Raw genomic sequence first — 12279 nt, 5'->3', positions numbered from 1 at the left:
CCGACGACCTCACCCCGCCGATCCTGGCGATGGTCCGCCGGTTCTACAGCGGCTGGTCGGCATGGTTCGACGACCTCCCCACGCACATCCAAGGCACCTGAGGGTCGCTCCAACAGCGCGGTCATCGTCATGTGCGGATGTTCGGCGACGTCCTGGCCAGCGGGATGACCGCGACGTGGCCCGGAGGGCGCGATGACCGCCTCGCGGTCATCGCGCCCTGCGTAGCACCTGGCGTCGTAGAGGTCCTGACCAGATCCGGGCCATGCGCTCGTTCGCTTCGGCGCACCGTTGCGCGTAGCCAACCGGTGGATCTTCGAAGCTGTCCGGCAGTCCTTCGACCTCCCAGGCCCGCCACTGTGCGGCACCCTCACCCCACAAGTGAGCCATGCGACGGCGGCCCGGAGGTGTCCAACGCCACCACCAACGGGGTACTCCGGGACCACTGATCACCGGCTCACCAGCTCGCGACATCCCTTGATCTTCCCGGCGAAGGCGTCTGATGTCGACGCCTGCCGATCATGCGGCCATCGACATGACCGTGAAGTCGCCCTCACGATCCCTGGGACGAACCCTAGATCTCGGGCAACAACCGCCGAGCGGACTCCAGCAGAGCGTCCGCGAGGTCCTCAGCACCCAGCGTCCGTGCGTACGTCCCGGTGCTCACGCGTTCCAGGAAGGCCCACTCCCACACGGCCTGCGGGTCGGTGCCGGTGCGCGCTGCCGCCTCCGCGCACCAGCCACGCAGCAGGCCGGCCGGCCGGGCGTCGGCGAGGAGTTCCGCGGACCAGTCGCGCAGGGCGACCCCGACGTCGTAGGCGGCGTCGCCGACGAGCCCGTCGGGGTCGACGAAGGCGGCGCCCGCGGGCCGGGCGGGGGCGAGCAGGACGTTGGCGGCCGCGGCGTCGCCGTGCAGCGTGCGGGACCTCTCGGGTGCGAAGGCCCGCGACCGCCGGGCCGCGAACTGCAGCGCCATGGCCGTGACGTAGTCGACGGGGCCGGCGCCGACGAGGTCGAGCAGGAACGTCGTGAGTTCCGCGGCCTTGTCGACGGTGGCGCCGTCCGGGGGCAACCGCCAGACCCGCGGCAGCAGTTGGGCCAGCACGGCGAGCTGCGCCTGCGGCGTCCTGCCCGTCGTGGTCAGGGACGGGCCCAGGCGTTCCAGCAGAAGGTCGTCGCCGTCGTGGGCCAGGACCCGCACCAGCCCGTCACCGTCCGCCGCCAGGAGCGTCCGCGTCGACAGCGCGTTGCCGGGGTCGGGCACGGGCAGCTTGAGCACGGCCGGTGTCCCGTCGTCGCGGGTGACCGCGTGGACCACGGCGGCCGTCCCGCCCGCGAGCGGTTCGCCGAGGCGCAGGCGCCAGGGGTGGACGAGGTCGTCGACGCGGTGGGGCAGATCGCGCAGCCAGGCACCACCGCCGTCGGCGCGTGCGGCTCGAGCGGCGACGACGCGGTCCGCGGTCGGGCTCAGCCTTCCAGGCACAGGCAGAACGGGTGCCCCGACGGGTCGGCGTACACGCGCCACGTCGGGTGGCCGGCGTCGCCCTCGAGCAGCCGGCCGCCGAGGGCGAGGACCTGCGCCTCGGCCTCGGCGTAGCCGCTGACGTACAGGTCGACGTGGGCCTGCTGCGGGACCGGGCCGCTGGGCCAGGTCGGTGGCACGTGGTCGGCGGCGAGCTGGAAGGAGAGCCGCCCACCGCCCGGACCCTCGCCCCGCAGGGTGACCCACTCGTCGTCGGAGGAGTCCTCGACCTCCCACCCGAGCAGCGCGCCGTAGAAGGCGGCCAGGCCACGGGGGTCGGGGGTGTCGAGGGCGACGGTGCCGAGGCGGACGGTGCTCATGGCCCGAGCGTGGCCCGTCGCGTGCCACGCTGTCCACGCCCTTCCCGGGGTGACCTCACATCCGGGACCCGGGGAGCGTTGGTGGGGTGTGGGAGCAGCGGTGGAACCCTTCGAGCGCGTCGTCGAGCAGCACGGCGCGACGGTCCTGCGCGTGTGCCGGGCCGTCGTGGGGGAGCACGCCGCCGAGGACGCGTGGTCGGAGACCTTCCTCGCGGCCCTGACCGCCTACCCGCGGCTGCGGCCGGGCAGCGACGTGCGGGCCTGGCTCGTGACGATCGCCCACCGCAAGGCCGTCGACGTGCTGCGCGCCCGGTCGCGGTCCGCGGTGCCGGTGGCCGAGCCGCCCGAGCCGCCGCCGTCGGGGGAGCACCCGGGCGACGGACGGGCCGAGGTCTGGCGCGCCGTGGCCGCGCTGCCGCCCAAGCAGCGGCAGTGCGTGGCCTACCACCACGTCGGCGGCCTGCCCTACGACGAGGTGGCCGCCCTCGTGGGCGGCACCCCGGCGGCGGCGCGGCGCGCGGCCGCCGACGGCATCGCCGCCCTGCGGCGGACCTGGACGACGACGGAGGTGGACTGGTGAGCATTGCCGAAGAGCTCCTCGCGCAGCGGTTGCGGGACGACTTGGCGGAGCGGGCCGCCGCGGCGGGGGTGCTCGACGTCGCCTACCGGACGGTCGACTCCCCGCTCGGCCCGCTGCTGCTCGCGGCGACGACGGCCGGTGTCGTCCGGGTGGCGTTCGAGCAGCAGGACCACGAGGCGGCGCTGGACGAGCTGGCCCACCGCGTGAGTCCCCGGGTCCTGCGGGCCCCCGCCCGGCTGGACCCGGTGGCCCGCGAGCTGGACGAGTACTTCGGCGGCCGGCGCCGGGAGTTCGACGTCCCGGTGGACCTGTCCCTGGCGACGGGCGCCTTCCGCCGCACCGTGCTGGTCGCCCTGCAGCACATCGGGTACGGCGTCCGCGTCAGCTACGCCGCGCTGGCCGCGGACGTCGGCAACCCCCGTGCGGTGCGGGCCGTCGGGACGGCCTGCGCCCGCAACCCCGTGCCGCTCGTGGTGCCCTGCCACCGCGTCGTGCGGACCGACGGCAGCAGCGGGCAGTACGCCGGTGGGGCCGAGGCGAAGAGCCGGTTGCTGCAGCTGGAGCGCGAGGCCAGGGTGGAGGCGTGAGATGGGTCGTCCTCCTGCGCGGGGTCAACGTGGCCGGCGTGACCGTGCGGTCGGCCGCGCTCTCGGCGTGCCTCCAGCAGGCGGGTTTCACGGGGGTCCGCTCCGTGCTCGCCAGCGGGAACGTGGCCCTCGAGGCGGAGGACGGGGCGAGCGCGCAGGACGTGCGGTCGCGGGCCGAGGCGACGTTGCGGGCGACGTTCGGGTACGAGGCCTGGGTCGTGGTCCTCACCCCGCAGCGGCTGGCCGAGGTCGCTGCGGCGTACCCGTTCGACCGGAACGACGAGCAGTTCCACCCGTACGTCGTGTTCTCCTCCGACACCGGGCGGCTCGCGGCGCTCGCGGCCGAGCACACGGCGAACACTTCGGAGTCCGTCGCCCTCGCCGGTGACGTCCTCTACTGGCGGTGCCCGAAGGGGTCGAGCACGGACACGCCCTTCGCCCGGCTGTCGGGTGCGGCGCGCTGGAAACCCTTCGTCACGACGCGGAACCTGCGCACCGTCGGCAAGCTGCTCGCCGTCGCGGAGGGGTCCTGACGTGACGACGAGCACCCCGGACCCGGAGGACGCCTACCGCGGGCTGCGCCGCGAGACACCGACCGAACGGCTGGACCGCAACTGGGTCGAACTCCTCCAGGAACTGCGGGTCGTGCAGACCGGGGTGCAACTGCTCACGGGGTTCCTCCTGACGCTGCCGTTCCAGTCCCGGTTCCGCGAGCTCGACCGGTACCAGTCGTCGGTGTACGTCGTGGTGCTGCTGCTCGCGGTGACGGCGGTCGTGCTGTTCGTCGCGCCGGTGGGGTACCACCGGGCCCTGTTCCAGCAGCGGTCCAAGGCCCGGCTCGTCCGGGCCGGGTCGGCGTTCGCGAAGGCCGGGCTCGCGACCGTCGGGGTCGTCGTCTCGGGCGGGGTTTCCCTCGTCGTCGACGTCGTCGGTGGCCGGGTGGCGGGCTGGACCGCCGGTGGTGCGGTGGCCGCGCTCATCCTCGTCTGCTGGTACGCCTTGCCCCGCAGGGCGTTGGCGGCCGTGGTCCGCGAACGCGACCAGGCGCAGGAGGGTCAGGCCAGCGCCGCCGCGAGCTCGGGCACGAGCCGGGACACGCCGTAGGGGACGGACAGGACGCTGTTGTAGGTCATGGCGCCGCGGACGTCGAGGTCCGGCATCACGAGACCCCCGCGGCGGACGACGGGCAGGTCGGCCAGCACGCGGTCGGCCTGGACGCCCGCGCGGGTGGTGTCGTCGGTGAGCACGACGAGGACGTCCGCGTCGAGCAGGTCGAGCTGCTCGGAGGAGACGTCGATGAAGAAGCTCTCACCGGTGTCGAGTGCGGCGAGGGCGGGCGGCAGTGAGAAACCGAGGTCGCGCAGGAACGCGCCCCGGGCGTCCTGCGGCGAGAACACGCCGTACTTGCCCTCGTACGGGAGGGCGACCACACCCGTGCGACCGGCGAACTCCGGGTGGGCGGCGACGGCGTCGGTGAAGGCCGCGTCGGCGGCGTCGGTCAGGCGACGTCCCTCCGCCTCGCGGCCGAGCGCCCCGGCGACGGCGAGCGTGGTGGCGGTGCGGTCGGCGGCGTAGGCCGCGGACCCGGCCGGCCGCGCGAGGACGGGGGCGACCTGGGAGAGCTGGTCGTAGCGCGCCTGGTCGATCCCCGAGACGAGGGCCAGGACGAGGTCGGGCCGCACGCTCGCCACCTGCTCGACGCTCGCCTGGGTGTCGGAGGTGAGCTTGAGCAAGTCGCCGGTGAGCAGGCCCGTGGCCCACGGCCCGAGTCCCTGCTCGGGGTAGAAGCTGAAACCGGTGTTCGTCAGCGGCTGCAGCCCGAGGGCGAGCAACGGGTCCGCGTCGGTGACGCCGAGGACGGCGACGCGACCGGCGGGGCTCTCGACCACGGTCTCGCCGAAGGCGTGCCGGTAGCGGAAGGGGAACCCCGACGGCGCGCTCGCACCCCCGGGACCCGCCTCGGCCTGCGCGCCCGGCGTCCCCGAGCCGCCGCAGCCCGCGAGGGCGACGGTGCTCACGGCGCCCAGCACGGAGGCGGACAGGAGGTGACGGCGGGTGAGCGGAGACGGCATGGAGGTGAGCTTAGCCTGTCCTCACCAGTGTCATCGTCCGGAGGTGCCGCGGAACACAGCGTGACCATGTGTGACGCGTTGCGCGGCAACCGTTTCGGTACCCGGACGGGGGATGCCCCCGACCGGGTTCCGGGTGTTAGCTTCTGCCGTCCCGGGGGGTCGGGACGAGGAGGCCGGCCACGTCCGGCCGTGTGAGGGGGATGGACATGGCACAGGCGCCGGTCACGCAGCAGGTCTCGCAGCAGAGCGTGGAGCAGGTCCCGGTCTACCGGCCGTACCTCGGCCCCGAGGTCCAGCAGGCCGCCCAGGAGGCGCTCGCCGCGGGGTGGCTCGGGATGGGACCGCTCAGCAAGCAGTTCGAGGAGGCCGTCGAGGAACGCCTCGGCCTCACCGACCGTCGGGTCGTGTCCACGAACTCCTGCACCGAGGCCCTGCACATCGCCGCGCGGCTCATCGGCCTCGGCCCGGGGGACGAGGTCATCGCACCGTCGTTCACCTACGTCGCCGGCCACCAGGCCATCAGCCGCACCGGTGCCGAGGTCGTCTTCGCCGACGTCGACCCCGAGTTCCTCACGCTCGACCCGGCGCGGGTCCGCGAACTCGTCACCGACCGAACCCGGGCGATCCTGGTCGTCGACTACCTCGGCATCCCCGCCCGCGTCGACGAGCTGCGCGAGATCGCCGACGAGCGCGGGTTGCGCATCATCGAGGACGCGGCGCACGCGTTCGGGTCCAGCAGTCGCGGCCGTCCCGTCGGGTCCTTCGGCGACATCACCTGCTTCAGCTTCGGACCCGTGAAGACCATCACGACCCTCGAGGGTGGCGCCGTCGTCACCCCCGACGCGACGGACGTGCAGACGCTGCGGGAGCTGCGGCACCTCGGCATCAACTCCGACACCGACGCGCGCTACCGCAACCAGCGGAACTGGGACTTCGACGTCGTGCGGCAGGGGTACCGCTGCCACCTCGGTTCGGTGCCCTCGGCGATCGGTCTGGCGCAGATGCCGTTGCTCGACGAGATCGTCGCCAACCGCCAGGACTACTGCCGCTACTACGACGACGCGCTGCGGCCCCTCGACGGACTGCTGACCTTCGCCACCGGCTGGGACGGCGTGGCGCCCTACCTCTACGTGGTCCGCGTGCTCGGCGGGCGTCGGCAGGCGCTCGTGGAGCACCTGGCGCAGCGGGGGATCGCGACGGGCATCCACTACTACGGCGCGCACGGGTACTCGTTCTACGCCGGCTGCCGGCGCGGGGACCTCAGCGTCACCGAGGAGGCCTCCGAACAGGTCCTCACGCTGCCCCTGCACCCGTACATGGAGAAGGCGACCCTCGACCGCGTCGTCGACGGCGTGCGGTCCTTCTCCGCCTGAGGGGGGAACCTCAGCGGAACGCGTTCAGCGCGTCCACCCAGGCGTCGGCCATCGGGCCGCGGTCGAAGGCGCGCACGTGGTCCAGGCCCAGCTCGGCCTTGCGGCGCAGGGGCTCCGAGTCGCGCAGGTTCGCGCGCAGCGCCTGCGCGAGGGCGTCGACATCCTCGACGGGGACCAGGTCCCCGACGCGGCCGTCGTCGAGGGCGGCGCGCACGCCCTCGGCGCAGTCGGCCGCCACCACGGGCACGCCGAGGGCCACCGCCTCCAGCAGGGCCAGCGGCAGGCCCTCGTGCCGTGAGGGCAGCACGAACAGGTCGGCGGCGGCGACGGTGGGCAGCAGGGGCACGTCGGCGCCGGCGAACTCCACGCTCCCCGACACCCCGAGGTCGTCCGCGAGCCGCTGCAGCGCCGCCAGTTCCGGGCCGTCGTTGAGCACGAGCACGCGGTGCGGCGCGTCCGCCACGACCTGCGCGTGGGCGCGCAGCAGCAGGTCGTAGCCCTTCTGCGGCGCGAGACGGCCCGTGGCGACGACCACCGGCACCGCGTCGTCCGCCCGGCCGGCGAGCAGGCTCCCCGGTGCACGGGCGGCGGCCCGCACGGCGGCCAGGTCGATGCCGTTGCGCACGACGCGGATCCGGTCGGCGGGCAACCCGTTGCGCACCAGGGGTTCCACCAAGGCTGCGGCCACCGCGACCGCCCCGTCCGCGTGCGCGTGCGCGAACCGCGTCGGGCGCTGCCACCGCGGCGACACCCACTCCTGCAAGGCCTCGTCGAGGTCGGCGTGCACGGCGACCACGAAGGGGCGGCGCGCCAGTCGCGCGGCGAGGAAACCCGCCAGCACACCGGGACCGATCTCCGAGGCCGTCACCACGACGTCTGCGTCCCGGGCCAGCGCCACCAGACGGGGCAGTCCGCCGAGGAGGCCCTCCCGCAACCGGCCCGTGCGGGGGGAGAGCCGTTCGACGACCGTGCCCGCCGGGGGAGGGCGTTCGCCGTCGCCGCGGCTCAGGACCGCCAGGCGGGCGCCGGCGTCCGCCCACCGGCGCGCCAGGTCCACCGTGATGCTGACGGCCCCGTTGGTGCGCAGCGAGTCGGCCACGAACAGGACGCGGGGGGTGGACAGCGGAACCTCCGAGGCGGACGACGGCCGGACCTCGCCGGCACCCGCGAGCCTAGCCCGCGGCGACGGGGCGGGGCAGGAACCGCTGCTGCACCCGGGCGCCCGCCGCCTCCAGCGGACCCCTCCGCCCGGTGCGCGCCAGCAGGTGCGCCACGGCGAGGACGACCGTGGCGACCAGGGCGTACACGAGGAGCGTGAGGCGGGGACGGTCCGCCGTGGTCGCCGCCCACCCCAGGCCCCAGCCGTAGCAGAGCGCCGACGCGAGGAGGTTCTGCAGCACGTAGCAGGACAGGGCGCACCGCCCGACCTCCGCGAGGCGGCGGCCCAGCCAGCGTGGACCCTGCGACGCCCGGCGGTCCTGCGCCTGCAGCACGAGCGCCAGCACGCCCAGCGCGACGAGGACCGCGGTGCCGTAGCGGGTGGCCAGGACGGCGTACCCGCCGCAGGCGACGAGCAGCACTCCTTCGGCGACGAGCCCGACGACCCCGAGCACGACGAGGCGGCGCCGCAGCCGCACCGCGCCGGGGTCGAGCAGGCCGGCGCGCACGAGACCCGCTCCGAGCAGGAAGGAGGCCACGGACAGCAGCAGCAGCCCGACGGGTTCGGCGCGGAACACCAGCAGGTTCTGCAGCCGGAAGACGACGAGGTCGAGGAACGAGCCGTCCGCGTAGGGAGTGTCGAGACCCGCCCCCACCCCTGTTCCCCCGCCGCCCACTGCCCGTCCCAGCACGAGCACCAGCGCGGTCAGCGCCACCGCGTGCACGGTGAGCAGCACGACGACGAGCCGGCGCCGACGGCGGTCCGGCCAGGCCAGCACGGGCCCGGCCACGAGCAACGCGACGGCGTACCCCATGAGGACGTCGAACTCGGCGACCAGCAGGAAGTGCACGGTGGCCTCGGCCAGCAGGACGAGGGCCCGCGCGCGGTGCGCCCGGCCCCAGGGGATCCCGCGCCGGACGGCGGACCGGTGCTGCAGTTCCAGCCCGATGCCGAACAGCAGGCTCAGCAGGGCCAGCGACTTGCCCAGGGGGAGCACCTGGGCCAGTGCCGGTCCCAGGCCCGCGTCGAGCGGTTCCAGGACGCTGCCGAGGAGCCCGTCGGGGTGGGTGAACACCCAGACGTTCGTGGCGAAGGTGCCGAGGACCGCCAGTCCCCGGGCCACGTCGAGCCCGGCGTTGCGGGGAGTCGCGAGGTGCACGCGCCCACCGTGGGGGGAGCGGGTGCACCCCCGCGTCGGCGGGAGGGAGTGCGCGGACGCGAGCCGGCTACTCCGAACGGCGTACGCGGTCCCGGACCGCGCGGGCCGCGGCCCCGACCGTCTCGCGCACGCCCTCGACGACGATCTCGCGCGCGGCCGGGTCGCCCTGCGCACCGGCCCTCAGGGTGGCCTTCGCCGTCGAGACGACCTGGTCGAGGCTGACGTGCGGCGGGATCATCGGCACATTCGGGTCGACGACCGCGTCGAGGACGAACGGCCGGTCCGCGCTCATCGCGGCGGTGAGGACGTCGTCGAGCCCCTCGGGCCCCTCGACGCGCCGGCCCGCGAGGCCGAGCAGTTCCGCCCACCCGGCGTACGGGACGTCGGGCACGTCCATCGCCGCGTCGAACGGCACCTCGCCCTGCATCGCGCGGGCCTCCCAGGCCACGAACGACAACTGCCGGTTGTTCATGACGACGACGACGAACCGCGGGTCGGCCCACGTCCGCCAGCGCTGGGCGACCGTGACGAGTTCGGACAACCCGTTCATCTGCATCGCCCCGTCGCCGAGCAGCGCGAGCACGGGTCGGTCGGGGTGGGCCTGCTTGGCCGCGATCGCGTACGGCAGCCCGCCGCCCATGGACAGCAGGGTCCCCGACAGGGACGCGGTCATCCCCGGTCGCAGGTCGAGGTCGCGCGCGAACCAGCTCGTGACCGTCCCGCAGTCGACGGCGACCTGGTGGTCGTCGGCGAGCCGGTCGGACAAACCGCGCACCACGAGTTCGGGGTTCAGGGGATTCGCCTCGGCCTGGGCCCGTTCGGCGCCCCACGCGTCCCACGCGTGGTTCCACCGGGCGATGTCCTCGCGCCACGACGGGTCCGGGTCGGCGCCCTCGAGCAGCGGCAGCAGGGCGGCGAGGGTCTCGCGGGCGTCCCCGACGAGGTTGACCTCGGTGGGGTAGCGCAGCCCGCAGCGGGTGCCGTCGACGTCGATCTGCACGGCACGGGCCTGGCCCGGGGCGGGGTAGTACTCCGAGTACGGCATGGTCGTCCCGACCATGAGCAGCACGTCGCACTGCCGCATGAGGTCGTAGCTGGGGCGGGTGCCGAGCAGGCCGATCGCGCCGGTCACCCAGTCGAGGCGGTCGTCGAGGACGGCCTTGCCGAGCAGCGCCTTGGCGACCCCGGCGCCGAGCCGGTCGGCGACGGCGGTGAGTTCCGCGGTGGCGCCCAGAGCGCCTGCGCCGGCGAGGATCGCGACCTTGCGGCCCGAGCGCAGGACCTCGGCCGCCTGCGCGAGCGCCTCGGTGCGGGGAGAACCCGGCAGCGACCCCGGGACCGCGGAGGTGTGGGTGTACCCGTGCCCCTGCGGGACCTCGACGACGGCGTCGGCGTCCTGGACGTCGCTGGGCAGCACCACGGCGGTGACGGTCCGCCGTTCCAGTGCGGTGCGCGCGGCGCGGTCGACGACGTGCTGCACCTGGTCGGGGCGGGTCACCTGGAACACGAACTCCCCGGCCACGTCGCTGTAGAGCCGGACGAGGTCGAGTTCCTGGTAGTAGCTCGTGCCGAGCGCGTTCGACGCGGTCTGCCCCACGAGGGCGACCACCGGCACGTGGTCGAGCTTGGCGTCGTACAGGCCGTTGAGGACGTGCACCGCGCCGGGGCCGGAGGTGACGACCGCGACCCCGAGGGGGGAGCCGCCGTACTTCACGTCGGCGGTGGCGGCGAAACCCGCCGTCTCCTCGTGCCGCACCTGGACGAACTGCGCGTCCCCGGCCTCGACGGCCCGACCGATCGCGGAGACGACGCCGCCGATGCCGTCGCCGGGGTAGCCGTAGAACCGGCGGGCGCCCCACAGGCCCAGACGCGAGACGACGTGGTCACCGACGGTGGGAGAACTCATGTCCCCACCCTCGGTGCCACGTCGTCGGTGCGCACCCGCAGGAGCGCGGCTCCCGGATCAGTCCGTGGGCATCCGGGTGTGGTGCTGGTCCCCGAGCGGGGAGTCGCCGGCGCTCGAACCGTTGGACCCGCTGCCGGACACCTTGTCCTTGACCGTGCTGGCCACGGACCCCGCTGCGGCGCCGACCTTCTCCTGGGCGACGGAGCCGGCCTGTCGGGCCAGGTCACCGGCCTTGTCCTCCAGGTCGACCACGCGGGACTGCACCTTGGGGTTTCCCCACAGCCGGCTCACCGAGCTGCTGATCTGCTCGTACCGTTCCCGGCCGGCGCGCGCGCCGAGCACGTACCCGGCACCCGCCGCCGCCAGCAGCAGAACCTTGCCCACCATGAACTTCCTCCTCTGCGCAGAACTGTCGGTCGGTCTTCTACCCAACCTTGGCAGTGCGGAACACGGGCCGCCCGCCGGAAGAGCTCAGGACCGGCCCAGGAGGGCGGTGACGAGCGCCTCGACGTCCGCGGCCGTGGTGTCGAGGTGACCGCTGACGCGCAGCACGGGCGTCGTCATCTCCAGCGGGGCCCGCTCGACCCCGGCCGCGGTGGTGACGATCCCGTCGGTGGTGATGAGGTCGGCGCGCAGCCCGGCGACGTCGAGGGCCTGCAGGGGGCGCAGGGTGACGGTCGCGCTGGGTTCGTCGAGCGGTTCGCAGACCTCCCAGGACCCGGCGAGGCCGTCGGCGAGGAGGCAGCGGGTGGCCGCCCCGACGGCGGCGAGGCCGGCGTGGACCGCGGCGGGGCCGAGGTCGACGTGCGCGGCGAGGGCCGCCGCGAAGCCGACGCGCCCCGCGATCGTCGCCTCGGCCTGCTCCAGCGGACCGCAGCGCTGCGCGAGGGGACCGCGGACGGCCAGGAGCCCGACCCCCCGCGGCCCCGCGAGCCACTTGCGCGAGGTGCCGTACACGACGTCGGCGTCGCGCGCGGCCGTGGTGTCGAGGTGCCCGAACGCCTGCGCCGCGTCGACGACGACGGGCAGTCCGGCCGCCCGGCAGACGGCGACGACGTCGGCGAGCGGCTGGACGGTCCCGGAGTGCGAACCGAGCCAGGTCAGGTGGACGAGGTCGGGCCGTTCCGCGGGCCGTGCCAGCGCCTGCGCGAAGGCGTCCGGGTCCCAGCGGTGCGGCCCGTCCACGACGAGCGTGCCGATCCCGAGCGACCGCAGGACACCGAGGTTCGGGCCGTACTCCCCGCGCGGGTGGGCGACCGCCACCGGCAGGTCGCCGGGCCAGCGCAGCAGCAGCTGCCGCAACGCGTCCTCGGCGCTGTGGACGAAGGCGACGACCCCCTCGCCGGGCTGCCAGCCGAGCAGGGCGCGCACGTCCTCGCGGGCGCGGTCCAGGACCGGTTCGGCCTCGAGGGCGGCGACGTACCCGCCGCGGGTCGCCTCGGCGCGCAGGTGGGTGGTGACGGCGTCGAGCACGGCCCAGCTGCTGCGGCCGGCGGCGGCGGAGTCGAGGTGCCGCACGGACCGCGGCGGACGGGTGCGGCGCCAGGAGGCGGCGAGGTCAGGAGCCAGGTCGGTCGTTGGGTCGGTCACCCGCCGATCCTGGC

13 protein-coding genes are annotated in these 12279 nt (G+C 74.7%); 5 read left to right on the top strand and 8 right to left on the bottom strand.

The genetic code is table 11. The features are described from left to right. Positions 1-571: 571 nt before the first annotated feature. A complete protein-coding gene (locus AB1207_RS19640) occupies positions 572-1480 on the bottom strand; it encodes an aminoglycoside phosphotransferase family protein (protein WP_367640110.1) in 909 nt (302 codons plus the stop codon). After that, complete coding sequence (locus tag AB1207_RS19635) at positions 1465-1839, bottom strand: VOC family protein (protein ID WP_367640109.1); 375 nt, start codon at positions 1837-1839, stop codon at positions 1465-1467. The genes AB1207_RS19640 and AB1207_RS19635 overlap by 16 nt, the downstream gene beginning before the upstream one ends. Positions 1840-1939: 100 nt before the next feature. Here AB1207_RS19635 and AB1207_RS19630 point away from each other — a divergent pair, with 100 nt between their 5' ends. Genes AB1207_RS19630 through AB1207_RS19615 form a run of 4 tightly spaced genes read left to right on the top strand, consistent with a single transcriptional unit; the run spans position 1940 to position 4110 of the window. Next, on the top strand, positions 1940-2419 hold the full coding sequence (locus AB1207_RS19630; protein ID WP_367640107.1) for an RNA polymerase sigma factor: 480 nt from the start codon (positions 1940-1942) through the stop codon (positions 2417-2419). Then, on the top strand, positions 2416-3006 hold the full coding sequence (locus AB1207_RS19625) for a methylated-DNA--[protein]-cysteine S-methyltransferase (RefSeq protein WP_437178987.1): 591 nt from the start codon (positions 2416-2418) through the stop codon (positions 3004-3006). The genes AB1207_RS19630 and AB1207_RS19625 overlap by 4 nt, the downstream gene beginning before the upstream one ends. Further along, the gene (locus AB1207_RS19620; RefSeq protein ID WP_367640106.1) at positions 3003-3539 is read left to right on the top strand and encodes a DUF1697 domain-containing protein; all 537 of its coding nucleotides are present in this window, start codon (positions 3003-3005) and stop codon (positions 3537-3539) included. Before AB1207_RS19625 ends, AB1207_RS19620 begins: the two co-directional genes overlap by 4 nt. Before the next feature lies 1 nt (position 3540). Next, a complete protein-coding gene (locus tag AB1207_RS19615; protein ID WP_367640104.1) occupies positions 3541-4110 on the top strand; it encodes a DUF6328 family protein in 570 nt (189 codons plus the stop codon). Here AB1207_RS19615 and AB1207_RS19610 read toward each other — a convergent pair. Next, complete coding sequence (locus AB1207_RS19610; protein WP_367640103.1) at positions 4062-5078, bottom strand: ABC transporter substrate-binding protein; 1017 nt, start codon at positions 5076-5078, stop codon at positions 4062-4064. The genes AB1207_RS19615 and AB1207_RS19610 overlap by 49 nt on opposite strands. A 206-nt stretch (positions 5079-5284) precedes the next feature. Here AB1207_RS19610 and AB1207_RS19605 point away from each other — a divergent pair, with 206 nt between their 5' ends. After that, complete coding sequence (locus AB1207_RS19605; protein ID WP_367640102.1) at positions 5285-6451, top strand: DegT/DnrJ/EryC1/StrS family aminotransferase; 1167 nt, start codon at positions 5285-5287, stop codon at positions 6449-6451. A gap of 10 nt (positions 6452-6461) precedes the next feature. Here the strand turns inward: AB1207_RS19605 and AB1207_RS19600 are convergent, their stop codons facing one another. The 5 genes from AB1207_RS19600 to AB1207_RS19580 all read right to left on the bottom strand — a co-directional run bounded on the left by AB1207_RS19600 (position 6462) and on the right by AB1207_RS19580 (position 12265). Continuing rightward, positions 6462-7550 (bottom strand): glycosyltransferase, encoded by a 1089-nt coding sequence (locus AB1207_RS19600; protein WP_367640100.1) that lies wholly within the window; start codon positions 7548-7550, stop codon positions 6462-6464. A 73-nt stretch (positions 7551-7623) separates the two neighbouring features. Further along, positions 7624-8769, bottom strand: a complete 1146-nt coding sequence (locus AB1207_RS19595; RefSeq protein WP_367640099.1) for a DUF418 domain-containing protein — start codon at positions 8767-8769, stop codon at positions 7624-7626. Between the two features lie 67 nt (positions 8770-8836). Further along, on the bottom strand, positions 8837-10675 hold the full coding sequence (locus AB1207_RS19590; RefSeq protein ID WP_367640098.1) for a thiamine pyrophosphate-requiring protein: 1839 nt from the start codon (positions 10673-10675) through the stop codon (positions 8837-8839). 57 nt (positions 10676-10732) lie between these two features. Continuing rightward, a complete protein-coding gene (locus AB1207_RS19585; RefSeq protein ID WP_367640097.1) occupies positions 10733-11062 on the bottom strand; it encodes a YtxH domain-containing protein in 330 nt (109 codons plus the stop codon). A gap of 84 nt (positions 11063-11146) precedes the next feature. Next, on the bottom strand, positions 11147-12265 hold the full coding sequence (locus AB1207_RS19580; protein ID WP_367640096.1) for an aminotransferase class V-fold PLP-dependent enzyme: 1119 nt from the start codon (positions 12263-12265) through the stop codon (positions 11147-11149). Positions 12266-12279 lie beyond the last annotated feature (14 nt).

The sequence above is a fragment of the Kineococcus endophyticus genome, assembly GCF_040796495.1.
Taxonomy (GTDB): Bacteria; Actinomycetota; Actinomycetes; order Actinomycetales; family Kineococcaceae; genus Kineococcus; species Kineococcus endophyticus.
The sequence above is the reverse complement of the archived record's forward strand: the minus strand, read 5'-3'. Positions and strand labels throughout refer to the sequence as shown.

Bases quoted from the DNA above. Each gene is read 5' to 3' on its own strand.
- AB1207_RS19605 (WP_367640102.1), top strand. From the start codon at position 5,285: ATGGCACAGGCGCCGGTCACGCAGCAGGTCTCGCAGCAGAGCGTGGAG.
- AB1207_RS19635 (WP_367640109.1), bottom strand. From the start codon at position 1,839: ATGAGCACCGTCCGCCTCGGCACCGTCGCCCTCGACACCCCCGACCCC.
- AB1207_RS19590 (WP_367640098.1), bottom strand. From the start codon at position 10,675: ATGAGTTCTCCCACCGTCGGTGACCACGTCGTCTCGCGTCTGGGCCTG.
- AB1207_RS19610 (WP_367640103.1), bottom strand. From the start codon at position 5,078: ATGCCGTCTCCGCTCACCCGCCGTCACCTCCTGTCCGCCTCCGTGCTG.
- AB1207_RS19585 (WP_367640097.1), bottom strand. From the start codon at position 11,062: ATGGTGGGCAAGGTTCTGCTGCTGGCGGCGGCGGGTGCCGGGTACGTG.